26 protein-coding genes are annotated in these 26,231 nt (G+C 71.8%); 10 read left to right on the top strand and 16 right to left on the bottom strand.

Going from position 1 to position 26,231, the window contains the following annotated elements; genetic code table 11:
• Window positions 1-486 (bottom strand): single-stranded DNA-binding protein, encoded by a 486-nt coding sequence (locus H283_RS25230; RefSeq protein WP_081633875.1) that lies wholly within the window; start codon window positions 484-486, stop codon window positions 1-3.
• 234 nt (window positions 487-720) lie between these two features.
• Entirely contained in the window at window positions 721-1,866 is a 1,146-nt protein-coding gene (locus tag H283_RS0114305; RefSeq protein ID WP_020144210.1) for a site-2 protease family protein, read from the bottom strand.
• Between the two features lie 105 nt (window positions 1,867-1,971).
• Between H283_RS0114305 and H283_RS0114300 the strand changes: the two genes are divergently transcribed.
• Window positions 1,972-2,811 (top strand): PD-(D/E)XK nuclease family protein, encoded by an 840-nt coding sequence (locus H283_RS0114300; protein WP_043649466.1) that lies wholly within the window; start codon window positions 1,972-1,974, stop codon window positions 2,809-2,811.
• 85 nt (window positions 2,812-2,896) lie between these two features.
• Here the strand turns inward: H283_RS0114300 and H283_RS0114295 are convergent, their stop codons facing one another.
• The gene (locus H283_RS0114295) at window positions 2,897-4,279 is read right to left on the bottom strand and encodes an aspartate aminotransferase family protein (RefSeq protein WP_020144208.1); all 1,383 of its coding nucleotides are present in this window, start codon (window positions 4,277-4,279) and stop codon (window positions 2,897-2,899) included.
• A gap of 16 nt (window positions 4,280-4,295) precedes the next feature.
• Window positions 4,296-5,798 carry a CoA-acylating methylmalonate-semialdehyde dehydrogenase gene (locus tag H283_RS0114290; RefSeq protein WP_020144207.1) on the bottom strand — a complete coding sequence of 501 codons (1,503 nt, stop codon included), beginning with the start codon at window positions 5,796-5,798 and terminating at the stop codon, window positions 4,296-4,298.
• A 60-nt stretch (window positions 5,799-5,858) separates the two neighbouring features.
• Here H283_RS0114290 and H283_RS0114285 point away from each other — a divergent pair, with 60 nt between their 5' ends.
• From H283_RS0114285 to H283_RS0114275, 3 genes are all read left to right on the top strand, one after another.
• Window positions 5,859-7,211, top strand: coding sequence for a PLP-dependent aminotransferase family protein (locus tag H283_RS0114285; protein ID WP_020144206.1), 1,353 nt, complete (start codon window positions 5,859-5,861; stop codon window positions 7,209-7,211).
• Window positions 7,212-7,341: 130 nt separating this feature from the next.
• Complete coding sequence (locus tag H283_RS0114280; protein ID WP_020144205.1) at window positions 7,342-7,665, top strand: YciI family protein; 324 nt, start codon at window positions 7,342-7,344, stop codon at window positions 7,663-7,665.
• Window positions 7,662-8,894: an RNA polymerase sigma factor gene (locus H283_RS0114275; protein ID WP_020144204.1), complete on the top strand. Its 1,233-nt coding sequence runs from the start codon at window positions 7,662-7,664 to the stop codon at window positions 8,892-8,894. The genes H283_RS0114280 and H283_RS0114275 overlap by 4 nt, the downstream gene beginning before the upstream one ends.
• On the opposite strand, the gene H283_RS0114270 is transcribed toward H283_RS0114275, so the two are convergent.
• Together H283_RS0114270 and H283_RS0114265 are read right to left on the bottom strand one after the other, a co-directional pair.
• Window positions 8,891-9,361: a YdeI/OmpD-associated family protein gene (locus H283_RS0114270; RefSeq protein WP_020144203.1), complete on the bottom strand. Its 471-nt coding sequence runs from the start codon at window positions 9,359-9,361 to the stop codon at window positions 8,891-8,893. The genes H283_RS0114275 and H283_RS0114270 overlap by 4 nt on opposite strands.
• Before the next feature lie 4 nt (window positions 9,362-9,365).
• Window positions 9,366-9,743: a DUF5997 family protein gene (locus H283_RS0114265; RefSeq protein WP_020144202.1), complete on the bottom strand. Its 378-nt coding sequence runs from the start codon at window positions 9,741-9,743 to the stop codon at window positions 9,366-9,368.
• A gap of 167 nt (window positions 9,744-9,910) precedes the next feature.
• Between H283_RS0114265 and H283_RS0114260 the strand changes: the two genes are divergently transcribed.
• Window positions 9,911-10,714: a LysR substrate-binding domain-containing protein gene (locus H283_RS0114260; RefSeq protein ID WP_020144201.1), complete on the top strand. Its 804-nt coding sequence runs from the start codon at window positions 9,911-9,913 to the stop codon at window positions 10,712-10,714.
• Window positions 10,711-11,013: a hypothetical protein gene (locus H283_RS25225; protein WP_020144200.1), complete on the top strand. Its 303-nt coding sequence runs from the start codon at window positions 10,711-10,713 to the stop codon at window positions 11,011-11,013. The genes H283_RS0114260 and H283_RS25225 overlap by 4 nt, the downstream gene beginning before the upstream one ends.
• Here H283_RS25225 and H283_RS0114250 read toward each other — a convergent pair.
• Both H283_RS0114250 and metH read right to left on the bottom strand, forming a co-directional pair.
• Window positions 10,976-11,683 (bottom strand): HAD family phosphatase, encoded by a 708-nt coding sequence (locus H283_RS0114250; protein WP_020144199.1) that lies wholly within the window; start codon window positions 11,681-11,683, stop codon window positions 10,976-10,978. The genes H283_RS25225 and H283_RS0114250 overlap by 38 nt on opposite strands.
• A gap of 4 nt (window positions 11,684-11,687) precedes the next feature.
• Complete coding sequence (metH, locus tag H283_RS0114245; protein WP_304412605.1) at window positions 11,688-15,404, bottom strand: methionine synthase; 3,717 nt, start codon at window positions 15,402-15,404, stop codon at window positions 11,688-11,690.
• Window positions 15,405-15,710: 306 nt separating this feature from the next.
• Here metH and H283_RS0114240 point away from each other — a divergent pair, with 306 nt between their 5' ends.
• Complete coding sequence (locus H283_RS0114240) at window positions 15,711-16,565, top strand: PAC2 family protein (RefSeq protein WP_043649619.1); 855 nt, start codon at window positions 15,711-15,713, stop codon at window positions 16,563-16,565.
• 155 nt (window positions 16,566-16,720) lie between these two features.
• On the opposite strand, the gene mshC is transcribed toward H283_RS0114240, so the two are convergent.
• The 4 genes from mshC to H283_RS0114220 form a co-directional block, all read right to left on the bottom strand.
• On the bottom strand, window positions 16,721-17,977 hold the full coding sequence (gene mshC, locus H283_RS0114235; RefSeq protein ID WP_028785596.1) for a cysteine--1-D-myo-inosityl 2-amino-2-deoxy-alpha-D-glucopyranoside ligase: 1,257 nt from the start codon (window positions 17,975-17,977) through the stop codon (window positions 16,721-16,723).
• 85 nt (window positions 17,978-18,062) lie between these two features.
• On the bottom strand, window positions 18,063-18,872 hold the full coding sequence (locus H283_RS0114230) for an SCO1664 family protein (protein WP_020144195.1): 810 nt from the start codon (window positions 18,870-18,872) through the stop codon (window positions 18,063-18,065).
• Window positions 18,856-19,401, bottom strand: a complete 546-nt coding sequence (locus H283_RS0114225) for a DUF3090 domain-containing protein (RefSeq protein ID WP_020144194.1) — start codon at window positions 19,399-19,401, stop codon at window positions 18,856-18,858. Before H283_RS0114225 ends, H283_RS0114230 begins: the two co-directional genes overlap by 17 nt.
• 10 nt (window positions 19,402-19,411) lie before the next feature.
• Window positions 19,412-20,143 carry an MSMEG_4193 family putative phosphomutase gene (locus H283_RS0114220; RefSeq protein ID WP_043649616.1) on the bottom strand — a complete coding sequence of 244 codons (732 nt, stop codon included), beginning with the start codon at window positions 20,141-20,143 and terminating at the stop codon, window positions 19,412-19,414.
• 91 nt (window positions 20,144-20,234) lie between these two features.
• Here H283_RS0114220 and corA point away from each other — a divergent pair, with 91 nt between their 5' ends.
• Complete coding sequence (gene corA, locus H283_RS0114215) at window positions 20,235-21,236, top strand: magnesium/cobalt transporter CorA (RefSeq protein ID WP_020144192.1); 1,002 nt, start codon at window positions 20,235-20,237, stop codon at window positions 21,234-21,236.
• Window positions 21,237-21,297: 61 nt separating this feature from the next.
• Here corA and H283_RS0114210 read toward each other — a convergent pair whose 3' ends face one another.
• Together H283_RS0114210 and H283_RS25220 are read right to left on the bottom strand one after the other, a co-directional pair.
• Window positions 21,298-22,158: an undecaprenyl-diphosphate phosphatase gene (locus tag H283_RS0114210; protein ID WP_020144191.1), complete on the bottom strand. Its 861-nt coding sequence runs from the start codon at window positions 22,156-22,158 to the stop codon at window positions 21,298-21,300.
• A gap of 143 nt (window positions 22,159-22,301) precedes the next feature.
• Window positions 22,302-23,417, bottom strand: coding sequence for an LLM class F420-dependent oxidoreductase (locus H283_RS25220; RefSeq protein WP_043649463.1), 1,116 nt, complete (start codon window positions 23,415-23,417; stop codon window positions 22,302-22,304).
• Window positions 23,418-23,492: 75 nt separating this feature from the next.
• Between H283_RS25220 and H283_RS0114200 the strand changes: the two genes are divergently transcribed.
• Window positions 23,493-24,428 carry an aldo/keto reductase gene (locus tag H283_RS0114200; RefSeq protein ID WP_020144189.1) on the top strand — a complete coding sequence of 312 codons (936 nt, stop codon included), beginning with the start codon at window positions 23,493-23,495 and terminating at the stop codon, window positions 24,426-24,428.
• A 58-nt stretch (window positions 24,429-24,486) separates the two neighbouring features.
• Here the strand turns inward: H283_RS0114200 and H283_RS28225 are convergent, their stop codons facing one another.
• Both H283_RS28225 and H283_RS0114190 read right to left on the bottom strand, forming a co-directional pair.
• Window positions 24,487-24,909 (bottom strand): hypothetical protein, encoded by a 423-nt coding sequence (locus tag H283_RS28225; protein ID WP_043649613.1) that lies wholly within the window; start codon window positions 24,907-24,909, stop codon window positions 24,487-24,489.
• Between the two features lie 161 nt (window positions 24,910-25,070).
• Window positions 25,071-25,865: an LppX_LprAFG lipoprotein gene (locus H283_RS0114190; protein WP_020144187.1), complete on the bottom strand. Its 795-nt coding sequence runs from the start codon at window positions 25,863-25,865 to the stop codon at window positions 25,071-25,073.
• Window positions 25,866-26,045: 180 nt separating this feature from the next.
• Between H283_RS0114190 and H283_RS0114185 the strand changes: the two genes are divergently transcribed.
• On the top strand, window positions 26,046-26,231 hold the full coding sequence (locus tag H283_RS0114185; protein WP_020144186.1) for a DUF5703 family protein: 186 nt from the start codon (window positions 26,046-26,048) through the stop codon (window positions 26,229-26,231).

Raw genomic sequence — 26,231 nt, 5'->3', positions numbered from 1 at the left:
CTAGGTGCCGGCACGACCTCCTCCGGACACCCGGCGGAGCATCACCGCCTCGACCTCGTAGCGGCTCTGGCGACCCGTGGGACCGCCGAAGAAGCGCCGACGGAGCGCGCCCTCCACCTCGACGACGTCACCCTCGCGCAGACGGAGCGCGCTCCGGCGGGTCGCCGCGGTCCAGCACACGACGTCGATGGTGTCGACCGTCGCCCGCCGGGGCTCGTCCGCGGCCTGACGGCGCCGCCCGGGCAGCGGCTCGCGAGGCACGACGACGCGCAGTGTCGCGATGCGGTCACCGCTCGGCAGCTCGCGCTCCTCGGCCTCGGCGCCGAGCCGCCCGCTCAGGACGACCTCGTTGCGTCCCGGCACCGACGCGGCACCCTGCGTCGTCTCGCCGGCGGCCGGCTCCTGCGCCCGTCGGCGCGGGCTCCTGGCGGACCGGGACGCGCCCCCGGCAGTGCCCGTCACCGTCTCGCTCCGGCTCGTCCTCATGCTGCCTCCCTCCGGCCCGCCTGTCGGGCCCTGCGCCAACCGTGACGCACCCGTGCCGGGCTCGCTGCCCAGGGCGGCGACCCTGTGGACGACCGACCGAGCCGCCGAGGGGGTGTGGACAGCGACGACCGGGCGCCGGGGCGCTCAGCGGGAGCACGAGCGTCACGGGACGCCCTGCGGGCGCCGCGCTCGCCGGCATACGCCATCGGCACCGGCAGGCGCCGTGGTCGCGGGTCAGCGACGACCCCGCCGCGCCAGCTCGGCGCCGACGACCGCGTTGATCCGCTCCGCGCTCGCCAGCCCACGGATGTCGCGGGTGGCCTCGTCGACGACGACGGCGAGCGACAGCTCGCGCTCGCTCATGACCCGGATGAGGTCGGTGAGCACGGCGTCGCCCGGCAGCGCCACGACCCACGACGCCGGCTGGGCCAGCGTGACCGAGGCGATCGCGGTGCGCGCCCGGCTGTCGACGGGCACCCCGGCCGCAGAGTCCGCGTCGACGACACCGAGGGGCCACCCCGTCGGGTCCGCAGCAGCCACCCAGGCCCCGGCGGCCACCGCGTGCTCGACCTCGGCCACGGTCGCCGTGCCCGCGACGAGGGACAACGGCTCGAGCACGTCGGTCGCGCGCCCGGCGGTGGCCTCGTGGATGTGACCTGCCCGGATGGCCCCCGTCGCACCCTGCCAGAGGAAGAAGGCGATGGCGAACGGCCAGACGAGGTCGAAGATCTCGGGCGAGCGGCCCTCCGCGAGGGGACGCAGGGCGAACCACGCGACGGTCAGCACGGCGACGACGCGTCCGAGCCACCCCGCCGTGACGAGGCCGCGTCCCTTGCTGCCCGTGGCCCGCCACACGAGGGCACTGACGATCTGGCCCCCGTCCAGCGGCAGGCCGGGGAGGAGGTTGAAGACGCCGACGAGGACGTTGGCGAAGGCGACGATGCCGAGCAGCGTCAGCGCGGTCTCGTTCGTCGTCAGGGCCCGCAGGCCCCAGACGACCGCGGCGAGCGCGAGGTTGGACAGCGGCCCGACGACGGCGACGACGGCCGTCGTGCTCGGCGAGGTGCGAGTCGCGTCGTAGACGGTGTGACCGCCCCAGACGTCGGCGACGATGCGGCTGACCGGGTGTCCCCGCCACCGGGCCGCGAAGGCGTGGGCCGCCTCGTGGACGAGCACCGAGACGAGCAGCAGCAGGGCGTAGGCCGCGGCGAGCAGGTAGCCGTAGGACGCACCGCGGTCGGACCTCGACAGGTTGGGCCCGAAGACGACGACGATGAGCACGGCGATGACCGGCCAGGACCGACCGAGGTAGACCGGGATCCCGGCGAGGCTGCCGATCCGCCACCCGTGGGAGGTGTCCGGGCGGGCGGGAGTGCTCATGGGCTCGACCCTATGCCCTGCCCGGCCCGCCTCCCTGTCCCGGTCCCGTGCGTGGGCTGTGGGTGCCGACCGTGCGGTGTCGGCCCCGCGGCATACAGTCGCACCATGGTTGCAGCGCTGTCCCCGAGTCGGGCCTCCGACTTCATGTCGTGCCCGATGCTCTATCGCTTCCGGGTCATCGACAAGCTCCCGTCGGCGCCCACGCAGGCGACGGCCCGGGGCACGCTCGTCCACGCCGTCCTCGAGCGCCTCTTCGACCTCCCCGCGACCGAGCGCACCATCGACGCCGCGGTGGGCCTCGTCCCCCAGGAGTGGGAGCGCCTCGCCGAGGAGGAGCCGGCGATGCTCGACCTGCTCGCCGAGCACGACGGCCGCACCGACGAGTGGTTCGCGGGGGCTGCGACCCTGCTCCAGACGTGGTTCGGTCTCGAGGACCCGACGCGGCTCGAGCCGGCCGAGCGCGAGCTCTACGTCGAGACCGAGGTCGACGGGCTCGTCCTGCGCGGCTACGTCGACCGGCTCGACGTGGCCCCGGGCGGTGCGATGCGCGTCGTCGACTACAAGACGGGCCGGTCGCCCTCGGAGCACTTCGAGGCCAAGGCGCTGTTCCAGATGAAGTTCTACGCGCTCGTGCTCTGGCGCCAGCGCGGCGTCATCCCCAAGCGACTCCAGCTCGTCTACCTCGGCAACGGCGAGATCGTCGCCTACGAGCCCGACGAGCAGGACCTGCTCGGCACCGAGCGCAAGGTCAAGGCGCTCTGGCAGGCCATCGAGCGCGCCGCGTCGACGGGTGACTGGCGCCCGAGCCCGAGCCGGCTGTGCGACTGGTGCGACCACCGCGCGCTGTGCCCGGCGTGGGGTGGCACTCCTCCGCCGTTGCCCGAGGACGCCGCCCAGCGCGCCGTCGACCCCACCGTCACGGGGCTCGTCGAGCTCGACGCCTGACGCCGCTCGACGCCCGAGCACGTGTGCCGCCGGGCGCGCCCAGCGGCATACGCACGCCTTCGGCGCCGGCCGGAGGCCAGGGCGTTCAGACGGTGAACTCGTCGGCGACGGCGAGGGCCTCGTCGAGCACTGCCAGCCCCTCCTCGACCTCGGCCGGGGTCGTCGTGCACGGGGGCACGACGTGGGTGCGGTTGAAGTGGGTGAACGGCCAGAGCCCGCGCTCCTTGCACGCCGCGGCGAAGGCCACCATCGGCGCGGCCGCCTCACCCGCGGCGTTGTAGGGCACGAGCGGCTCCCGCGTCTCGCGGTCGCGCACGAGCTCCACGGCCCAGAAGACGCCGAGACCCCGCACGTCCCCGACGCTGGGGTGCTTCGACGCGATCTCGCGCAGCCGTGGGCCGATGACGTCGGTGCCGAGGCTCCGGGCGTTCTCGATGATGCCCTCCTCCCGGAAGGCGTTGATCGAGGCGACGGCCGAGGCGCACGCGAGCGGGTGACCCGAGTAGGTCAGGCCGCCCGGGAAGGCGCGCTGGTCGAAGGTGGCCCGGATCTCGTCGGAGATGACGACGCCGCCGAGGGGGACGTAGCCGGAGTTGACCCCCTTGGCGAAGGTGATGAGATCCGGCCGGATGCCCCAGTGGTCGACGGCGAACCACTCGCCACACCGCCCGAAGCCGGCCATGACCTCGTCGGCGATGAGGATGATGCCGTGCTCGTCGCAGAGGTCACGGACGCCCTGGAGGTAGCCGTCCGGCGGGACGAGGATGCCGTTGGTGCCGACGACCGTCTCGAGGATGATCGCGGCGATCGTGTGCCCGCCCTCGACCATGATCGTGTCGCGCAGGTGCGACAACGCCCGGTCGCGCTCCTGCTCCTCGCTCTCGGAGTGGAAGGCCGAACGATAGGCGTAGGGCCCCCAGAAGTGGACGATCCCCGACAGGCCGGGCTCCGAGGGCCAGCGCCGCGGGTCGCCGGTCAGGGTGATGGAGCCACCGGTGGCTCCGTGGTAGCTGCGGTACGTCGCGAGCACCTTGTGCCGGCCGGTGTGCAGCCGGGCCATCCGGATCGCGTTCTCGTTGGCCTCGGCCCCGCCGTTGGTGAAGAAGACCGCGGACAGCCCATCGGGCGCGACCTCGGTGATCAGCCGGGCTGCCTCGCTGCGGGCGTCGTTGGCGAAGGACGGCGCGATCGTCGCGAGGCGGGCCGCCTGCTCCTGGATCGCAGCGACGACCTTCGGGTGGTTGTAGCCGATGTTGACGTTGACGAGCTGGCTGCTGAAGTCGAGGTATCGCACGCCGTCGTAGTCCCAGAAGTAGGAGCCCTGGGCTCGGGCGATGGGCAGCGGGTCGATGAGGCCCTGGGCCGACCACGAGTGGAAGACGTGGTCGCGGTCGAGGGTGCGCACCTGCTGCTCCGTCATCGCGTCGAGCTGGTCGGCGATGACGGTGCGCTGGTCGAGGTCGGTCATGGGTGGTCCTTCTCTCTCAGCGGGTGCGCGGGAAGCCGAGGTCGACGGTCGAGGTGGCCGGGTCGGGCCACCGCTGCGTCACGACCTTGCCGCGGGTGTAGAAGTTGATGCCTTCCGGGCCGTACATGTGGGTGTCGCCGAAGAGCGAGTCCTTCCAGCCGCCGAAGGAGTAGTACGCGACCGGGACGGGGATCGGCACGTTGATGCCGACCATGCCGACCTCGACCTCGTTCTGGAAGCGGCGCGCGGCCCCACCGTCACGGGTGAAGATCGCGGTGCCGTTGGCGTACGGATTGCGGTTGATGAGGGCGAGCCCCTCGTCGTAGGTCTCGACACGCACCACCGACAGGACCGGACCGAAGATCTCGTCGCGGTAGACGGTCATGTCCGGCGTCACGTCGTCGAGGAGCGTCATGCCGAGGAAGAAGCCGTCCTCCGGGACGTCCTGGTCGCGTCCGTCGACGACGACCGTGGCGCCGGCCTCGGCGCCGGCCGCCACGTAGTCGGCGACCTTGTCGCGGTGCTCCCGCGTGATGAGCGGTCCCATGTCGGTGCCCTCGGCGGCCCCGGGCCCGACCGTGAGGCGGGGCAGGCGCGACGAGATCGCCGAGACGAGGTCGTCGCCCACGTCGCCGACGGCGACCGCGACGGACAGTGCCATGCACCGCTCGCCCGCGGCTCCGTACGCCGCCGAGACGATGGCGTCGGCGGCCATGTCGATGTCGGCGTCGGGCAGCACGAGCGCGTGGTTCTTCGCGCCGCCCAGGGCCTGGACGCGCTTGCCGTTGGCGGTGCCGCGCTCGTAGATGTACTTCGCGATGGGGGTCGAGCCGACGAAGCTGACGGCCGCGATGTCGTCGTGGTCGAGGAGTGCGTCGACGGCCTCCTTGTCACCGTGCACGACGGTGAAGACGCCGTCGGGCAGCCCGGCCTCCTTCCAGAGCTCGGCGAGGAAGAGCGCGGCCGAGGGGTCCTTCTCGCTGGGTTTGAGCACGAAGCTGTTGCCGCACGCGATGGCGTTGGCGCACATCCACAGCGGCACCATGACGGGGAAGTTGAAGGGCGTGACGCCAGCCACGACACCGAGCGGCTGGCGGATGCTGTAGACGTCGACGCCGCTCGCCGCCTGCTCGGAGAACCCGCCCTTGAGCAGCTGGGGCACACCGGTGGCGAACTCGACGTTCTCGAGGCCGCGGGCGATCTCGCCGACCGCGTCGGAGAGCACCTTGCCGTGCTCGGCGGTGACGACCGCGGCCAGCTCGTCGGTGCGCGTGTGCAGCAGCTCGCGGAAGGCGAAGAGCACGGCGGCCCTGCGCGACAGCGAGCTCGTGCGCCAGTCGCGTCCGGCCGCCACGGCGGTCTTGACCGCGGCGTCGACCTCGGCCGCCGACGCCAGCGCGATCTCACCGGTCTGGCGCCCCGTCGCGGGGTCGTGGACGGGGGCGGTGCGGCCGGAGGTGCCGGGCACGCGGGCGCCGGAGATCCAGTGGTCGATGGACGTCACGGAGGGGGTCTGCATGCATCTCACGTTACGTGCCACCACTACCCCGTACAAAGCATCGATTGCTATGTTACGAACATGCGCGCCGTCATCTCCTCCATCGAGGAGCGCCTCGACGCCCCGACCGCCAAGGGCCTGGCCCAGGCCGTCTCCCGGGCGATCCGGGACGCCACCCTCGTGCCCGGGGACCAGCTGCCACCGATCCGACGGGTCGCGGAGGAGCTGATGATGTCGCCGACCACCGTGAGCGCGGCCTGGCAGCTGCTCGCCCGGTCGGGGACCATCCGCTCGGACGGTCGCCGGGGAACGACCGTGGCGCCGACGGCCCGGGGCGGCGAGCGCTACGCCCGGGCGCTGCGGCACGAGTCCCCGGTGAGCCTCGACCTGTCGACCGGCATCCCCGACAGCGCCCTGCTGCCCCCGCTCGTGCCGGTGCTGTCCGCCCTGACCGACCCGACGACGCCGAGCAGCTACCTCGACGACCCCGTGCTCGACGAGCTCCGGGACGTGCTGACCCGCGACTGGCCGTATGCCGCCGACGACCTCCTCGTCGTCGACGGCGCGATGGACGCGCTCGACCTCGTCACCCGGGCGCTGCTGCGCCCGGGCGACCTCGTGCTCGTCGAGAACCCCGGGTTCCCTCCCCTGCTCGACCTGCTCGAGGACCGGGGCGTCGCGGTCGTCGGGGTGCCGCTCGACGAGACGGGCCTCGACCTGGACGCCGTGGAGGCCCTGTTGCCGCGCCGACCCGCAGCGGTCGTCATCCAGCCTCGAGGACAGAACCCGACCGGGGTGTCCATGTCACCCACCCGGGCCCGACGACTCGCTGCGCTGCTCGAGGGACGCGACTGCATCGTCATCGAGGACGACTCGAGCGGCCCGATCTCGACGTCGGCCGCGACCAGCCTCGGCCGTTGGGTCCCCGACCAGGTGCTGCACATCCGCAGCTTCAGCAAGTCGCACGGACCGGACCTGCGGATCGCCGCCATGAGCGGTCCGGATGCGCTGCTCGCGCCGGTGCGGCACGCACGGGCCATCGGGCAGGGCTGGACGAGCCGACTGCTCCAGCGGGTGCTCGCCGGCCTGCTGCGCGACGAAGGCTGCGCCCGTGGGATCGCGTCGGCCGGCGCGGAGTACGCCCGCCGCCGGGAGCTCGTCGTCGGTCGACTCGCGGAGCACGGCATCGAGGTACCCGGCACCGACGGGCTCAACATCTGGGTGCCCGTGCGCGACGAGGCCGCAGCAGTGCTCCGTCTCGCGAGCCAGGGCATCGGGGTGACGCCGGGGTCACCGTTCTCGGTCGAACACGTCGCCGGTCCCGAGGGGCACATCCGCGTGACGACCGGCCTCGTGCGCGAGAACCACGCCGAGGTCGCCGACCTCATCGCCGAGGCGGCGAGCGCGGGGGCCTGGACGGCCCAGCATCGCTGAGATCGGCACCGGGTCAGACCACCCAGCAGAATCAGTCCCGCCCGCACTGTCCGATCGGGACCGCGGTGTTCGTAGCAGAGGTGAGAGCCAGCCCGCGAGGGGCAGCCCGAGGCACAGGAGATGACCCGACATGCAGTACCTCGTATCCGTGATCGACGACGGCACCGGCCCCGAGACCGCCACCGAGGAGGCCGCAGTGGACGCCTTCAACGACCGCCTCCGGTCCGAGGGCTACTGGGTCTTCGCCGGGGGCCTCGGCTCCCCGGACCCCGCGACGGTCGTCGACAACCGAGGGAGCGAGGCAGTCTTCACCGACGGCCCCTTCGTCGAGTCGAAGGAGTACCTCGCCGGCTTCTGGATCCTCGAGGCACCCGACCTCGACGTGGTGCTCAGGCTCGCCGCCGAGGGGTCCAGGGCGTGCAACCGCAAGATCGAGGTGCGTCCGTTCCTGTGAGCCCACCCGACGTCCGCGACGAGCTCTCCCGGGCCCACCACGACGAGTGGGCCCGGGTCGTCGCCTCCCTGACCCGGAGGTTCGGTGATCTCGGCCTCGCCGAGGACGCCGCTGCCGAGGCGTTCGCGACCGCCGTCGAGCGGTGGCCCGCCGAGGGCATACCCCCGAACCCCGGCGCGTGGCTGACGACGACCGCCAACCGCAAGGCGATCGACCGGTTGCGGCGCGAGAGCAAGCGCGACCACAAGCATCAGGAGGCAGCCATGGTGCACGGGGACCACGAGGCCGAGCCGCTCGGTGTCCTCGACGACGACCGGCTCCGACTCGTCTTCACGTGCTGCCACCCCGCACTCGCGATGGAGGCGCGGGTCGCCCTGACGCTGCGGATGGTCGGTGGCCTGACCGTGTCCGAGATCTCGAGGGCCTTCTTCGTGCAGGAGTCCGCGATGGCTCGGCGCCTCACCCGCGCCAAGACCAAGATCGCGGCCGCGCGCATCCCCTACCGCGTGCCGACTGCGGAGGACCTGCCGGCTCGGGTCTCAGGAGTGCTCGCCGTGCTCTTCCTCGTCTTCAACGAGGGCTACCTCAGCTCCGGTGCGGACACCGATCCGATCCGTCAGGACCTCACCGGCGAGGCGATCCGGCTCGCCCGGATGCTTCGCGACCTCCTGCCGGACGACGGCGAGGTGGCCGGCCTCCTCGCCCTGATGCTGCTCACCGACGCCCGCCGGAGTGCCCGGGTCTCACCGGGCGGCGAGCTGGTCCCCCTCGACGAGCAGGACCGCAGCCTCTGGGACCGGTCTCTGGTCGCCGAGGGCCACCGCCTGGTGCGTGAGCGGCTCGAGACGGGCACCGCCCCGGGTCGCTACCAGGTCATGGCCGCCATCAACGCCGTGCACACCGCTGCCCGCACCATGGACGACACCGACTGGTCACAGGTCGTCGCCCTGTATGACCAGCTGTACCGCCTGGAGCCCTCGCCCGTCGTCGCTCTCAACCGTGCCGTCGCGCTCGCCGAGCTGGACGGCCCGGAGGTGGCGCTGGCGGTCGTCGAACCTCTCGGGGATCCGTTGACGGGCTATCACGCGTACCACGCGGTCCGGGCCGACCTGCTGCGCCGATCAGGTCGCGACGAGGAGGCGCGGAAGGCGTACGCGCGGGCCATCGAGCTGGCGGGCAACACGGCCGAGTCGGCCTACCTCAGGCGTCGTCGCGACGAGCTGGCCTAGGGTCGGCCGGCACCGTCCCGGAGGGACTCGACCACCAGGGACAGTCGGCGCTGACGGGTCTCGTCCGTCCTGGCCGAGGACACGGCGAGCGCATGCGCCTTCTGCTTGCTGGCGGACAGGGCCGTCCAGGCGGCCGTGAGAGCAGGGTCGGCGTCGAGGACCGCACGAAGCGCCGGGGGCACGTCGACCTCGCGCGGTGCGTCGTCGACCGCGAGCCGGACCTCGACCTCGTCGCCGGCGCCACGTCCGGTCGCGGCCCGCGTCTCGGCGTTGAAGGACACGAGGAAACGACCGCCCATGGAGGCGATCGAGGTCCGGTAGGTGTAGGCGCCGTCGACGGTCACGCAGACCGGCACCCGCTTGCCGCGAGCGAAGGCCGCCACGACGTCGTCAGGGACCACGATGCCCACGTTGTTGCCGCCCGTGGCCTCGAGGGTGGTGCGGAAGGTCCGGACCGTCTCGCCCATGGGATCAGGGACGTCCGGTGTCGCGTGCCTTGAGCCGCGCGTCCTCGGCGCGGACCTGCGCGAAGATCTCGCGTTCGGCCACGAGCCAGGCCGGCATCTCGTCGAGCACGGCCTTGATCTCGTCGGTCGTCAGGTGCTCTCCGACTCCTCCGCGGGCGAGGCCGGAGTTGGAGATGCCGAGGCGACGGGCCGTCTCCTGGCGGGTGTGGGGTCCGTTGCGGCGCAGCGTCGCGAGCCACTCCGGCGGCTCGGCCTGCAGCGCGTTGAGCTCGGTGCGGCTGACCACGCCCTCGCGGAACTCGGCGGGGGTCTCGGACAGGAGGACGCCGAGCTTCTTCGCGGCCGTCTGGGGCTTCATGGTCTGCGGCTTCGGCGTGGGCATGGGTCCAGCCTAGGGCGTCGCCCGACCTCGCCTGCCCGCCCGTCGGCCGACCCGCCCCAACTCCTGTGCCCCGCCACGGATGTGGCAGGGCGTCCCTGCGCCTGTCGGGCCACCGGGCGCCGTGGACTAGCCTCGGGAGCGACCAGCCCCGACCGCGAAGGCCCACCATGACGGATCCGTTCCGCGTCGAGTTCGTGCCCGGCGTGACGCCGGACAAGTGGCTGCGCGTGTGGGGCCAGCGCCTGCCGGACTCGCCTCTCGAGGTGGTGCCCGTCGAGGATGCCGATGCCCTCGCCCACCTGCGCGGTGGCGTGTCGTCGATGGTGCTCCTGAGACTGCCGGTCGACCGCGACGGTCTTCACGTCATCCCCCTCTACGAGGAGGTCCCGGTCGTCGTCGTGGCCAAGGATCACCTCTTCGCGGCCTTCGACGAGGTCGACGTCGCCGACCTCGGCGAGGAGGTCCTCATGCAGGACCCGGCGCTCGTGCCAGAGTGGGTGGCGGTCGCGACGCCGGAGTCTCGCGACCGGGCCGAGGCCATGCCACCGATGACGACGAAGCAGGCGGTGTCCGTGGTGGCCACCGGCTCCGGCATCGTCGTGGTACCGATGTCGGTCGCCCGCCTGCACCACCGCAAGGACGTCGTCCACCGGCCGGTGACCGGTGTCCCGGCGTCACGGGTCGGCCTCGCGTGGCGGGTCGATGACGACGACCCGCGCATCGAGGACTTCATCGGCATCGTGCGTGGCCGCACCGAACGCAGCACGCGCGGCGGGTCGTCAGACGTGCCCTCGTCGGCCGGTCCGGACGCGCCGCGCGAGAAGGATCCCAGGGCGAGAGCCGCCTCGTCCTCCACGGGCGCCAAGACCTCGGGAGGTCGATCCCATGGTGCCGGGTCCCGACGGGGTCAGCAGACGGGGCGCAAGGGCGCGGCACGCGGAGGTGGCCCACGGCGCAAGGGGCGTCGGTGAGCGAGGCCCGCGCGACCGTGCGCACTGACCCCGAGCTCGTGGCCCTCGAGATCACCGCGCCGACCGGCATACGCCTGTTCGGACGGCTGCCGCTCGTCTACCAGACCGTCCCGCTCCCGGGCCGGCCGCAGGCCCGGACGACCCTCCGCGGCGACATCGCACTCCCCCGCGCCGAGTCGGCCACCACGCGGGCGCGGTCCGCCGCGCTCGCCTGGGGCGACCTCGTGATGATGCGGCGTCAGCTGCTGACGCTGGCGCGCCTCAGCGAGGCGAGCGCAGGCGCGAAACGATCGTCGTGAGGTCGGCCGCATCGACCCCGGCGAGCGTGTCGAGGTGCACCGCACCGTCGATCGCGGGCACGGGCACGACGTGCGGGATGGCGATCGTCGGTACCCCGGCGGCGGTCGCGGACCGCACCCCGGCCGGCGAGTCCTCGATGGCGATGCAGTCCGCCGGGTCGGCACCGACGAGCCGCGCCGCCGCGAGGTAGGGCTCCGGGTGCGGCTTGCCGTGGCTCACCTCGTCACCGGTCACGAGGTGCTCGAAGGCCCCCTCCGGCAGACGCCGCACGACCGTGTCGGCGAGCGAGCGCCACGACATCGTCACGAGCAGGGACGGCACCCCGAGCTCACCGAGCTCGAGCAGCAGCTCGCGCGCACCGGGACGCCACGGGACGCGGCGCTCGACCTGGGCGATGACCCGCTCGAGCAGGGCGTCGATGATCTCGGGCACCGTCAGCGAGATCCCCGACTGGTCGATGATGAGCTGCGCCGAGACCTCGAGCGCGTTGCCGACGAGCTGGTGGGCGAACTCGTCGTTCCAGACGCCTCCGTGAGCCGCGACGAGCTCGTGCTCGGCCTGGATCCAGTAGGGCTCGGTGTCGACGAGGGTGCCGTCCATGTCCCACAGGACAGCGGCCGGCAGGGCCGGCACCGTGCGGTCGGGGTCGGCCGTGTGCGAGAGGGTCACCGGGTCAGTCCTCCGGGTCGTAGGCGAGGTTCGCGGACAGCCAGCGCTCGGCCTCGGCCAGCGTCCAGCCCTTGCGGTCGGCGTAGTCCTGCACCTGGTCGCGGCCGAGCCGGCCGACGACGAAGTACTGCGACTGCGGGTGCGAGAAGTACCAGCCCGACACTGACGCACCGGGTGCCATCGCCATGCTCTCCGTCAGCGTCATGCCGGTGTTCGACTCCACGTCGAGCAGGCGCCAGAGCGTCTCCTTCTCGGTGTGCTCGGGGCACGCGGGGTAGCCCGGGGCCGGGCGGATGCCGGCGTACTGCTCCTTGATGAGCGCGACGTTGTCGAGGTGCTCGTCGGGCGCGTAGCCCCAGAACTCCCTGCGGACCCGCTCGTGCATGCGCTCGGCGAAGGCCTCGGCGAGCCGGTCGGCGAGGGACTCGAGCAGGATCGCGTTGTAGTCGTCGAGGTCGGCCCGGAACTCCGCCACCCGCTCGGCGCCGCCGAGACCGGCCGTGACCGCGAAGCCACCGATCCAGTCCTGCGTCCCCTTCGGCGCGACGTAGTCGGCGAGCGAGCGGTTGGGCACCCCCGCGCGGTGGTCGCCCTGCTGGCGCAGGTGGTGCAGCACGGCGAGACGCTCGGTGCGGGCGTCGTCGAGGTAGACCTCGACGTCGTCGCCCACGGAGTTGGCCGGGAAGAAGCCGATGACACCGTTGGCGGTCAGCCACCGCTCCTCGACGACCTGGTCGAGCATGGCCTGCGCGTCGTCGTAGAGCTTGCGCGCGGCCTGGCCGCTGGCCGGGTTGTTGAGGATGTCGGGGAAGCTGCCCTTCATCTCCCACGCGTTGAAGAACGGTTGCCAGTCGATGTAGCGGCGCAGCTCTCCGAGAGGGTAGCTGCGGAACACCTTGACGTGCTGCGAGATCCGGTGCGAGCGGGTGATCGAGGAGACGTCGTGGTCCTGCTGGAGCAGCAGGTGCGGGTGAGGCGGCCGGTAGCCGGACCAGTCGACCGGCGTGCGGCGCGCCCGGGCGTCCTCGAGCGCGAGCAGCGGTCGGTCCGCCTTGCCCGCGTGACGTGCGCGCAGGGAGTCGTAGTCCTCCTTGACCTTGGCCATGAGGGTGGGCCGCAGCTCGTCGCTGAGCAGGGCCGCGGCGGTCGGCACGGAACGCGAGGCGTCCTTGACCCAGACGACCGGACCGTCGTACTTCTGGTCGACCTTGACCGCCGTGTGGGCGCGCGAGGTCGTCGCGCCACCGATGAGGAGCGGGATGGTCAGACCCTGACGCTGCATCTCGGCGGCGAAGCCGACCATCTCGTCGAGCGAGGGCGTGATGAGTCCCGAGAGCCCGATGATGTCGGCGTCGTGCTCGCGGGCCGCGTCGAGGATCTTCTGCGCCGGGACCATGACACCGAGGTCGATGACCTCGTAGTTGTTGCACTGGAGCACGACGCCGACGATGTTCTTGCCGATGTCGTGGACGTCCCCCTTGACCGTGGCCATGACGATCGTGCCGTTGGTGTCCTTCTGCGTCGCCAGCGAGGGGTCGTCGATCTTCTCCTGCTCGATGAACGGGATGAGGTAGGCCACGGCCTTCTTCATGACGCGTGCGCTCTTGACGACCTGCGGGAGGAACATCTTGCCCGCCCCGAAGAGGTCTCCGACGACGTTCATGCCGTCCATGAGGGGACCCTCGATGACCTCGATGGGTCGGCCGCCGCGCTCGGCGATCTCGGCGCGGAGCAGCTCGGTGTCGGCCTCGACGTGCGCGTCGATGCCCTTGACGAGCGCGTGCGTGATGCGCTCGCCCAGCGGCAGGGCGCGCCACTCCTCCTCGCTGACCTCCGCCGCCTGACCGACCTTGTTGTACTCCTCGGCGATCTCGAGCAACCGCTCCGCGGCGTCGGGGCGTCGGTTGAGCACGACGTCCTCGATGCGGTCACGCAGCTCGGCGTCGACCTCGTCGTAGACCGCCAGGGCGCCGGCGTTGACGATACCCATGTCGAGGCCCGCGGCGATCGCGTGGTAGAGGAAGACGGCGTGGATGGCCTCGCGCACGGGGTTGTTGCCGCGGAAGCTGAACGACACGTTGGAGATGCCGCCGGACACCTTGGCCCCGGGGAGGTTCTCCTTGATCCAGCGCGTCGCCTCGATGAAGTCGAGACCGTAGGAGGCGTGCTCCTCGATGCCGGTCGCGACGGCGAAGACGTTGGGGTCGAAGATGATGTCCTCGGCCGGGAAGCCGACCTCCTCGGTGAGCAGGCGGTAGGCGCGCGAGCAGATCTGCTTGCGGCGCTCGAGCGAGTCGGCCTGGCCGTCCTCGTCGAAGGCCATGACGACCGCGGCGGCACCGTACTTGCGCACGAGCCGGGCCTGCCGGAGGAAGGGCTCCTCGCCCTCCTTGAGGGAGATCGAGTTGACGATCGCCTTGCCCTGCACGCACTTGAGCCCGGCCTCGATGACCTCCCACTTCGAGGAGTCGACCATGACGGGCACGCGGCTGATGTCGGGCTCGCTCGCGACGAGCTTGAGGAAGCGGTCCATCGCCGCGACCCCGTCGATCATCCCCTCGTCCATGTTGACGTCGATGACCTGGGCGCCGTTCTCGACCTGCTGCGCGGCCACCGACAGGGCGGTGTCGTAGTCGCCGTCCTTGATGAGCGTGCGGAAGCGGGCCGAGCCGGTGATGTTGGTGCGCTCGCCGACGTTGACGAAGAGGCTGTCATCGGTGATGGTGAACGGCTCGAGCCCCGACAGCCGCATCGCGGGAGCGATCGTCGCCAGCTCGCGGACGGGCTTGCCGTCGACGGCTCGCGCGATGGCCGCGATGTGGTCGGGGGTCGTCCCGCAGCAGCCGCCGACGAGGTTGACGAGACCCGCCTCGGCGAACTCGCCGACGATGCCGGCGGTCTCGTCGGGCGCCTCGTCGTACTCGCCGAAGGCGTTGGGCAGACCGGCGTTCGGGTAGCAGGAGACGAACGAGTCGGCCAGACGGGCCATCTCGGCGATGTAGGGGCGCATCTCCTTGGCACCGAGGGCGCAGTTGAGCCCGACGGCGAGCGGTGACACGTGCCGGATCGAGTCCCAGAACGCTTCGGTCACCTGACCGGACAGGGTGCGCCCGGACGCATCGGTGATGGTGCCGGAGACGACGACCGGCCACCGGCGGCCCTGCTCCTCGAAGAGCGTCTCGACGGCGAAGATCGCGGCCTTGGCGTTGAGGGTGTCGAAGATCGTCTCGATGAAGATGAGGTCGCTACCACCGTCGACGAGCCCGCGGGCCGCCTCGAGGTAGGCAGCGACGAGCTGGTCGTAGGAGACGTTGCGCGCGCCGGGGTCGTTGACGTCCGGTGAGATCGAGGCCGTACGCGTCGTCGGCCCGAGCGCCCCCGCGACGTAGCGCGGCCGGTCGGGCTCGCGTTCCGTCATCGCGTCGGCCTCGCGGCGGGCCAGGGCGGCGGCCTCGAAGTTCAGCTCGTACGCGAGCTCCTCCATGCCGTAGTCGGACAGCGAGATCGCGTTGGCGTTGAAGGTGTTCGTCTCGATGATGTCGGCGCCGGCCTCGAGGTACTCGCGGTGGATGCCGGCGATGATCTCGGGCGCCGTGAGCGTCAGGAGGTCGTTGTTGCCCTGGACGTCGCTCGGCCAGTCGGCGAAACGCTCCCCGCGGTAGCCGGCCTCGTCGGGCCGGTCGCGCTGGATGGCCGTGCCCATGGCGCCGTCGAGGATCATGATGCGCTGACCGAGGGTGGCGGTCAGGCTCTCGGTGGCGTCGGGTCGCTGCTGCGACTGGGACAACGTGGCTCCTCTCGGCGGCACGGGTTTCGTGCCGAGTGACGGGACCGGCCCGATTCTACGGACCTGCTGTGTTCGGCGCGTCGGCGCCCGCACTGCGGTCACCGATCGGCCCCACACGGCATACCCCCGTCCAGCCGCACCCGTGGGGGCGCGCCCGCCGATGGGACTCCGGCGCATCGGCGGCGGCAGGTCCTAGGCTGGAGGTGTGGACGCGAGCGCGCCCACGGTGAAGGAGACATGGTGCTGGAGTTCGAGGACGTGCCGGAGCTGACCGATCCGGTGCTCATCGCGGCCTTCGAGGGCTGGAACGACGCCGGCGAGGCCGCCACGAGCGCGGTCCGCCACCTCGCGGAGGTCTGGGACGCGGAGGTCGTCGCGGCCTTCGACCCCGAGGACTACTACGACTTCCAGGTCAACCGCCCCCGCGTGTCGCTCGAGGAGGGTCGGCGCATGCTGGCCTGGCCCACGACGCGGATCCTCGTCGCGACCGAGACCGGCTTCGACCGCGATGTCGTGCTCGTGCAGGGCATCGAGCCGTCGATGCGGTGGCGCGCGTTCTCGATCGAGCTGCTCGAGCTCGCCGACCAGCTCGGCGTCACGACGATCGTCACGGTCGGCGCGCTGCTCGCCGACGTGCCGCACACCCGCCCGATCCCGGTCACGGCCACGGCCGAGGACGAGGCGGCGATCCACCGCTTCGACGTCGAGGCCTCACGCTACGAGGGCCCCACCGGCATCGTCGGCGTGCTGACCCACGCTGCCTCCGACGCCGGGATCCCCACGGTCTCCGCGTGGGCCGCGGTGCCGCACTACGCCGGTGGCGCCCCGTCGCCCAAGGCGTGCCTCAGCCTCCTGCGTCGCATCGAGTCGCTCCTCGGCATCACCGTGCCGCACGGCGAGCTCGAGGAGAACGCCCGGGCGTGGGAGCGCGGTGTCGACGAGCTCGCGCAGTCCGACGAGGAGGTCGCCGAGTACGTCCAGTCCCTCGAGGAGGCGCAGGACACCGCCGAGCTGCCCGAGGCGAGCGGTGACGCGATCGCGCGCGAGTTCGAGCGCTACCTCCGCGGGCGCGACGACGACCAGACGGGCCGCTGACCGGCCACTGACCGACGTTGGTTGCCCCTCTCCACCGGACGCGGCGTTCGGTCTCGAAAGCGCTGGCAGGACAGCGAGTTCGCGGCCGAACGCTGCGTTTCGTCAGGAGTACGCCGCGCCCCACTCCGGCCCCGGGCTGGCCCGGGCTGGCCCGGCTAGATCCGGATGCCGAGGAGGGAGTCGAGCGCGCGGCCGAGCACACCGGGGGCACCCGGGTCGTCGCCACCGCGGGTCAGCGACTGGCTGGCCCAGCGGTCGACGGCCTCGAGGGCGCGCGGGCTGTCGAGGTCGTCGGCGAGGGCCGCCCGGATGTCGTCGACCGTCTGGTCGGCGACGGGTCCGCCGTTGCCGGAGAGCGCCGCTCGCCACGTGGCGAGCCGTTGCTGGGCCTCGGCGAGCTGGTCGTCGGTCCACATCCAGTCGTGCGCGTGGTGGCGGGCGAGCAGGGCCAGGCGGATCGCCATCGGGTCGACCCCGTCGCGGCGCAGCTGTGAGACGAGGACGAGGTTGCCCTTGCTCTTGCTCATCTTCTCGCCGTCGAGGCCGACCATCCCCTGGTGCACGAAGGCCCCGGCGAACGACTCCGAACCGCTGAGGGCACGACCATGAGCCGAGCTCATCTCGTGGTGCGGGAAGACGAGGTCGGTGCCCCCGCCCTGGACGTCGACGGGGATGCCGAGGTGGTCGAGGGCGATGCAGGCACACTCGATGTGCCATCCGGGACGACCGGAGCCGAGGCTGCCGCCGTCCCACTCGGGCTCGCCCTGGCGGTGCGCGCGCCACAGCAGGGCGTCGAGACGGTTGCGCTTGCCCTCGCGGTCCGGGTCTCCCCCGCGCTCGGCGAAGACCTCCATCATGCCGGCCTCGTCGAGATGGCTGACCGAGCCGAAGCGCGGGTCCCGGGCGACGTCGAAGTAGTGGTCCTGCGCACCGTCGCGTGACGCGTCCGGCGCCGGCACGGCATACGCCCAGCCGTCGGCGACGAGCTTCTCGATGGGGCCGACGAAGGTGGGGATGCTCTCGACCGCGCCGAGATACTCGTCGGGCGGGATGACGGCCAGGGCGGTCATGTCCTCGCGGAAGAGCGCGATCTCCCGGGTCGCGAGGTCTCGCCAGTCGACGCCGTCGCGCTCGGCCCGCTCGAGCAGCGGGTCGTCGATGTCGGTGATGTTCTGGACGTAGCGCACCGCGTGCCCGCTGTCGCGCAGGGCGCGGCCGAGAAGGTCGAAGGTGACGTACGTCGCCGCGTGGCCCATGTGCGTGGCGTCGTAGGGCGTGATGCCGCAGACGTAGAGGGTGACGAGGTCACCGCGGGCCGCGGGCACGAGCTCTCCGGATGCCGTGTCGCGGACTCGCACCTCGGGTGCACTGCCGGGAACCTTGGGGATGAACGGCATCGGCCAACTTCTCACGCGCAGACTCTATCCCGGCGCGCATGACCCGTCGGGACCGGTCGGACGCAGCGCCGTCGAGGATGCGCCCGGCGACGCGCGCACCTCACAGCGGCGGCCACGGGACCGACGGCCAGTCGTGACTGGGGAAGGGGTGCACGCGGCGGTCGATGAGCCGCCGCACTCGCTGGGCCAGGGCGTCCACGTCGTCCTCCGGCAGCAGCGCGAGGAGCCGCTGCCGCGGCTCCTCCTCGGCGAGCGCGTCTCGCAGGCGCTCGAGGCGCACGAGGTCGTCCTCGACGATCGGCTCCCCGGCCCAGCCCCACAGCACCGTGCGCAGCTTCGGTGTCGGCGAGAACGTCACGCCGTGGTCGATGGCCCAAAGGCGCCCCTCACGGTCCCGCAGGCAGTGCGACCCCTTCCGGTCGGAGTTGTTGAGGGCGGCGTCGAGCACGGCGAGGGACCGCACGTCGTCGGCGCCGGAGTGCACGACGGTCACGGCCGAGCCGCCCGGTGTCTCGCCGTCGAAGACCGCGTGCCAGCCGTCGGGCGTGCGCCCCTCGGGCACGAGGTCCACGACGACGTCGTCGTCGACGGGGTCCAACGGGTCACCGATCCACAGCTGCACCGACCCGGGACCGAGCGGGCCGTCGCGCAGCACGGTCGGAGGCACGACGTGCCAGCCGCCGAGCTCCGAGACCACGTGCGCCGCCACCTCCCGACCGGCCAGCGTGCCGTCGGGGAAGTCCCAGAGCGGTCTCTCGCCCCGGACCGGCTTGTAGATGACGTGACCGCCGGGGACGCTCGCGATGCGCGCGACGACGGCGAGGTTCGAGGACTCGGTGATGCGCCCGAGGACCTCGAGCTCGCCGGTCAGGTCGACCGACGGCGTGGTGCCGTCAGCGCTTGTAGCCATTGGCCCGCGGGCAGATGTGGCCCGTGGGATCGAGCGGGCTGCCGCAGAAGGGGCACGGCGGGCGGCCGGCAGCGACGAGCGCGTTGCTGCGCCGTGCGAAGGCGCGGGCCTCGGCCGGCGTCAGGGCGATCCGGATCGAGTTGCGACCGAGCGGGCCCACCTCGTCGTCCGCGTCCTCGTCGACCTCGTCGGGATCGTGGTCGTGGCACTCGATGACGACCTTCTGCGCCTCCTCGTCCCAGGCGAGGGAGAGGGTCTGCACGTGCCAGTCCTCGTCGAAGGGCGTCTGGAGCGGGTCGGTGTCCTCCGGCGCCCCACCGGGCTCTCCCGGCTCGACCGCGGCGGCGGGCGCGAGCTGGTCGAGCACGTCGTTGACGCGGTCGGCGAGGATCGAGACCTGCTGCTTCTCGACGCCCACGGTGACGACGAGGGAGCCGGCGCTCGCCTGGAGGTAGAAGGCCCGCTGGCCGGCCGGGCCGACCGTCCCGGCGACGAACCGGTCAGCGGGATCGAAGTCCTGGACCGTCATGCGCTCGACCCTATCCGACACTTCCGGGTGTCCCGGCGCCCCCGCCCACGACGGCGTCGCCCTCCTCGGCGGCAGGCTTGTCGGGCGGTCGGAGCCCCGTGAGGTCTCCCCCGACGTCGTTGAGCCGCAGCACGAACGGCTTGCGGCTCGTGTAGCGCACGACGCTCACCGAGGCCGGGTCGACGTTGATCCGCTGGAAGTCGTCGAGGTGGGCGCCGGTGGCGTGCGACAGGATCGACTTGATGACGTCACCGTGCGACACCGCGACCCAGACCGCGTGCTTGCCGTGCGTCTCGAGAATGCGCGCATCGATCTCCCGGACCGCCCGCAGCGCCCGGTCCTGCATCTCCACCATGGACTCGGCGGGGTATGCCGCCGAGTCGGGGAAGCGCGCCTCGCTGGGTCGGTCCTGCACGACCTTCCAGAGCTCCTCCTTGGCGAGCTCCGCGATGGGTCGCCCGGTCCACGCGCCGTAGCGGCACTCCCCCAGGCCCTCGTGGACGCTGCGGGCCACGTGACCCGGGAGCGGAGCGGCCAGCAGGTCGGCGGTCTGCACGCACCGGTCGAGCGGTGAGCTGACGATCTCGACGACGGGCAGCACTGCTGCGGCGAGCCGCTGGCCGACGGAGGCGGCCTGGGCCTCCCCCGTCTCGTCGAGGAAGACCCCGGGCATCCATCCGGCGAGGGTGCCGGCGGTGTTGGAGGTGGAGCGCCCGTGGCGCACGAACAGGACGGTGGGCACGATCGCCACCCTAGCCCGCCCCTGTGCCGTCGCCCGGTGGCATACGCCAGCCTGCGAGACGTCGGCCGGCGGACGTGGTGAAGTAGGAGATGTGATCGTGGACAAGGCCATCTACCGCAACGGCCGGCGGCAGGGTTGCGGCGACCTCAGCGATGAGCTCGACGTGCTGCGCCTCACTCAGGACGGCTTCCTCTGGATCGGGCTCAAGGACCCGACCGACCAGGAGTTCGACCTCGTCAACGAGGAGCTGCACCTGCACCCGCTCGCCGTCGAGGACGCCGTCAACGGCCACCAGCGGGCCAAGATCGAGAAGTACGAGTCGTCGGTGTTCGTCGTCCTCAAGACGCTGCGCTACATCGAGGCGACGAGCGACATCGAGACCGGTGAGGTCATGCTCTTCATCGGCGACCGCTTCGTCGTGACCGTCCGTCATGGCGAGGGCAACCCGTTGGCCGGCGTGCGCCAGCGTCTCGAGACCGAGCCCGAGCGCCTCGGCCACGGCGCCATGACCGTGCTCCACGCCGTCATGGACTCCGTCGTCGACAACTACCTCGTCGTCGACCGGGAGGTGCGCCGGGACCTCGAGCAGATCGAGGAGCAGGTGTTCGCCTCCCACCTCGGCGGGGACGCCAACACGATCTACCGCCTCAAGCGCGAGGTGCTCGAGTTCCGCCGGGCCAGCCAGCCGCTGGCCGACACCCTGACCCAGTTCATGGAACGCGCGCGGGGCCGCGGTCTCACGGAGGAGATGCTGCCCTTCTTCCGTGACGTCGCCGACCACCTGCGCCTCGTCAACGACCACGTCGAGTCCTACGACCGCCTCCTGACCGACGTGTTGTCGGCCCACCTCGCGAGCGTCTCGGTCAAGCAGAACGAGGACATGCGCCGGATCTCCGCGTGGGTCGCGATCGCAGCAGTGCCAACAATGATCGCCGGCATCTACGGCATGAACTTCGAGCACATGCCCGAGCTGACCGCGAGCGTCCATCTCGGCCGCGGCGAGTTCCAGTACGGCTACTTCCTCGTGCTCGGGGTCATGGCTGCCGCGTGCATCGGCCTCTACCGCGCGTTCAAGCGCTCGGGCTGGCTCTAGCAACAGCGAGCGGCCGGCTCCCCCTGCGGGGCGGCCGGCCGCTCGTGGTCTGCGAAGGACGTCAGGTCGCCGTGATGACACCGGCCGCGAGGACGCCGGCGAGCACCACGGCGAGCGCGATGCGGTACCAGACGAAGGGCAGCAGCGTGTTGCTCGCGACGAACCGCAGCAGCCAGGCGATCGTCGCGTAGGCCACGACGAAGGCGACGACCGTGCCGACGACCACGGGGCCGACCCCGAGCGCGGAGAGGCCGTCCTTCTCCTCCACGGCCTGGAAGAGGCCGGCAGCCGTCAGGGCCGGGATCGCGAGGAAGAAGCTGAGCCGGGTGGCCGTGACCCGGTCGATGCCGCGGGCGATGCCCGCGGAGATCGTCGCCCCCGAACGGGAGACGCCGGGGATGAGCGAGAAGCACTGGACGAGCCCGATGACGACCCCGTCGACGGGACGCACCGAGTGCTCACCGCGCAGCTCGCCGCGGGCTTCGTAGCCGGCGTAGATCCGCTCCGCCACGACCATGACGATGCTCCACAGGAACAGCGCGACCGCCACGACCCAGAGGCTGCGCAGGGCGCCCGAGATGAGGTCGCGCGCGAGGAACCCGACGACGCCGACCGGGATCGAGCCGATGACGACGGCCCACGCGAGGCCGTAGTCGGGGTCCTTGCGCGCCTCGGCGGCCGTGAGGCCACGGAACCAGGCGACCGCGAAACGGATGATGTCGCGGAAGAAGTAGAGGAGGGTCGCCGCGATGGCGCCGAGCTGGATGACGGCGGTGTACGCCGTCACCGCCGGGTCGCTCACCTCGAGGCCGAGGAGCTTCTCGGTGATGGTCAGATGGCCGGTCGAAGAGATCGGAAGGTACTCGGTGAGGCCTTCGACGACGCCGAGGATGACGGCGTCGAGGTAGCTGAGGTCAGCCATGGGTCAGGGTGGGCCTTCTGCGCAGGAGGGACGGGACGGCTCGCCTCCCCCGGAGGGGTGCGACGGCCGCTGGGCACAATGTCGCACCCTATCGACAACGCGGGCTGGGAGACCTCGTGGTCGGGTGGCGCGGAGGCGACGTCCTAGGGAACGTCCGGGTCCGCCTCGCCCGACGGCGTGGACGGCGTGGACGGCGTGGACGGCTCGAGCCCGGCGATCCCGGCGACCACCTGCAGCGTGGCGAGGGCCTGGTCACGGGTCATGCCCCCGCCGACGGCGACGGCGAGGGTCGTGACTCCCGCCTCCTCGTAGCGACCGAGCCGTCGGGCGATCCGCTGCGGCGAGCCGAGCAGCGCCGTCTCGTCGATGAACTCGAGGGGCACGGCGGCGGCGGCTTCGCGGTGGCGGCCGGCGAGGTAGAGGTCCTGGATGCGCGCCGCGTCCTCCTCGAAGCCCATCCGGCACGCGAGCTGGTTGTAGAAGTTCTGCTCACGCGAGCCCATGCCGCCGATGTAGAGCGCGCAGTAGTCGCGCACGTGGTCCGCCGCCGCCGCGACGTCGTCGACGAGGACGACGGGCGTCGTCGCCACGACGTCGAAGCCCGTCATCGGTGCGTCGACAGGGCCCCGCCCTCCCCGGCGCCGGCCCGTCTCGAGGGTGGCGAGCAGGTCGGCGGCGTGCTCGGGGCTGAAGAAGATCGCGAGCCAGCCGTCGGCGATCTCGCCGGTCAGCTCGAGGTTCCTGGGACCGACCGCCGCGAGGTAGACCGGGAGGTCGGGGCGCACGGGCCGCGCGGAGAGCTTGAGCGGCTTGCCCGGTCCGCCCGGGAGCGGGAGAGGGTAGTGCGGGCCGGCGTGGGTGACCGTGTCGCGGCGCAGCGCGGCTCGCACGATCTCGACGTAGTCGCGCGTGCGGCCGAGCGGGCTGCGGAACGGGACGCCGTGCCAGCCCTCGCTCACCTGCGGACCGGACACTCCGAGTCCCAGCCGGAACCGGCCGCCGGACATCGTGTCGATCGTCGCCGCGGTCATCGCCGTCATCGCCGGGGTCCGTCCGGGGATCTGCATGACGGCCGAGCCGAGGTCGACGTGCTCGGTCAGCGCCCCGATCCACGCGAGCATCGTCGGGCTGTCCGAGCCGTACGCCTCGGCCACCCACACGCTGTCGTAGCCGAGCCGGTCGGCGGCCTGCGCCACCGCCACCTGGTCCTGCCCCGTCGTCCCGCGTCCCCAGTAGCCGAGATTCACACCGATCCTCATGGATCGCAGGCTATCGGCGCGGCCACCGACGTGGCGGCCCCTCGGGGTGCGGCGTCGCCCACTACCGTTCGGGGCATGCGCAGGCGTCTCGGCTCGTCCGGTCTCACGGTCACCCCTCTCGCCCTCGGGACGATGCTCTGGGGCAACGCCGTGGACCGCCACGAGGCCGGCGACCACCTGCGTGCGTTCGTCGAGGCGGGCGGCAACCTCGTCGACACGGCCTACGGCTACGGCGGCGGCGACTCCGAGACCATCCTCGGGGGCCTGCTGGACGGGACGGTCCCTCGCGACGACCTCGTCATCTGCACCAAGGCGGGCATCTCCCGGTCGGGTGGCGAGCGACGGGTCGACGTGTCGCGGCGCGGGCTCATGGCCCAGCTCGACACGTCGCTGCGCCGCCTCGGCACCGACCACGTCGACCTCTGGCTCGCGCACACGTGGTCTGACGAGGTGCCTCTCTCCGAGACGCTCTCCGCTCTCGAATGGGCGGCGACGTCGGGCCGGGCCCGTTACGTCGGCGTCTCCAACTACTCCGGCTGGCAGTCCGCGCGCGCCTTCAGCCTGCTCGAGTCGGCCCGAATCCCTCTGGTGGCCAACGAGATCGAGTACTCCTTGGTATGCCGTACGCCCGAGCACGAGGTCACGCCGGCCGCGACGTCGCTCGGCTTCGGGCTGCTCCCCTGGTCACCGCTGGGACGCGGCGTGCTGACCGGCAAGTACCGCAACGGCATACCCTCGGGGTCGCGCGCTGCCTCGAGCGACTTCCCGGGCTTCGCCGAGCGCTTCCTCGACGAGCAGACCACACGCGTCGCCGACGCCGTGGCGATGGCCGCCCGAGGCCTCGGGGCCAAGCCCGGCGAGGTTGCCCTGGCGTGGCTGCGCGACCGGCCTGGCGTGGCGGCGCCCATCGTCGGCGCCCGGACGGCCGCCCAGCTGCGCTCCGCGCTCGCAAGCCTCGAGCTCGCCCTGCCGTCGGAGATCGTCGCCGCCCTGGACGACGTCTCGGCCTGACGCGCGCGCACCGCTCCGGACCCGGTGCGGTGACGCCTCGCGCCGAGCGGCGCCGAGGTCAGGCTCGGGTGTCGGAGCTCTCGGTCACGCCGCCCTCGAGGTGGTCCTCGACGTCGTCGTCGTCCTCGTAGTCGTCATCGTCATCGTCATCGTCATCGTCGTCGTCGTCGTCATCGTCATCGTCATCGTCGTCGTCGTCGTCCTCGTCGTAGTCGTCCGAGTCGAGCCCGGCGTAGACGCGGCCCTCGGTGCCGTCCTCGTCCTCGTGCCCGTCGAAGTCGTCGCCGTAGATCGCGAGAGGCGTCGCGACCTCGGTCGCCTCGTAGAGCGCCTCGTCGTAGTCGTCGAAAGCCTCGGCGAGGTCCTGCGCGGCCGCCATCACCATGGGGTGGTCGGGGTCTCGGCTGGCACTCGCGGCCTCGAGGTGGCGTTCGAGGGCGACGATCAGCTGCTCGAGGGCGGAGCGGGGGTCGACGGTCATGCCTCGACCGTAGTCGACCCACACGACCGAAGGCACCGATTCCGGGCCCGGAAACACCCGGGAACAGAGCGATCCCGCAGCGAGCCGTGCTCGCTGCGGGATCGTTCACGCGTGGTTGGCGGGGCGTTCACCCGTCGCCCACGTGGCGTGTCACGCCTGCATCACATCGGCGCCTTGACGGTGTCGGCGGCCGGCGGGGCGGTGATGTCGACCGGCTCGCCGTACTTGCTCATCGTCATCTCGGCCTTGACGCCGGAGAGGTCGAAGGTGACCTTGCGCAGCTGGTTCTTCTCGTCGAGCCACGCGGTGTACGTGATGGTGGCGGGCATCTTCTGCTTCTCGGCGGCGGGCAGCTTGGCCTGCATCGCCGTGGTGTCGAGCGTCAGGTCGTACTTCCACGTCTTCTCGCCGTCGACGGTGTCCTCACCGACGTACTTGACGTCCTGCACGGCCGCGCCGAACTGGTCGTACATCTTCGTCGGGTCGGCCTGGTCGAGCGACTGCGAGAGCTGCTTGCCGAGCGTCGAGCTGCTGTCGATGACGGCCCACTTGCCCGCGGCGAGGCCCGGGAAGCCCTTCATGTAGACCTTCTTGTCGACGAGGACCATGTCGAGCTTCATCGAGGGGCCCATGTCCATCGTCATCTTCATCGCCGGGTTGCTCGCGTCGACCTTCGTGTCACCGGTGATGGCGATCTTCTGGCCGGCGGCGTCCATCGCCATCGTGACGTGGGCGGTCGTGGCGTTCTTGCCCGCGGCCTTCATGGCGGCCACGAACGACGCCTTGTCCTTGTACGGCTGACCGGCGGCCGGCGCATCGCTCGTCGCGGCCGCCGAGCTGGCCTGCGTCTGCCCCGTCGCGGGCGCGGGGCTCTCGCTCTTGCCACAGGCGGCGACGCCGAGAACGGCCGGTAGGACGATGGCTGCTGCCGCGATGCGGCGGGTGTTCCATTTCATGTGCGGTGACCTCCTGGGCCCTTGACGCCGGGCGGTGCCAGGCGGTTCCCCTGCTCGCCGCGCGGACCACGCAGGCCCGGTACGCGGCCGGATGACCCAGAGACGGTACCGCGGTCAGGTGACCGCCACGCCGCGCATACGGTCTCGGAGGGGTCACGGTTGGTGTCAGAATGGACGGCGATGACGGAGTACGAGTACCGGGTCCTCACGTTCGACCGCCACACGTCGAAGGCCCAGGCCAGACAGGCGGTGCGTGAGCACGCCGAGTACGGCCGTTGGGAGCTGTCGCGCACGGTCGTCTACGAAGGTGGCGTGCGTCGGATGTGGCTGCGCCGCCGGATCATGCGCGTCGAGCGCACGGCCTGA

This window comes from Terracoccus sp. 273MFTsu3.1 (assembly GCF_000383675.1).
In the GTDB taxonomy this organism is placed as follows: Bacteria; Actinomycetota; Actinomycetes; order Actinomycetales; family Dermatophilaceae; genus Terrabacter.
The sequence above is the reverse complement of the archived record's forward strand: the minus strand, read 5'-3'. Positions and strand labels throughout refer to the sequence as shown.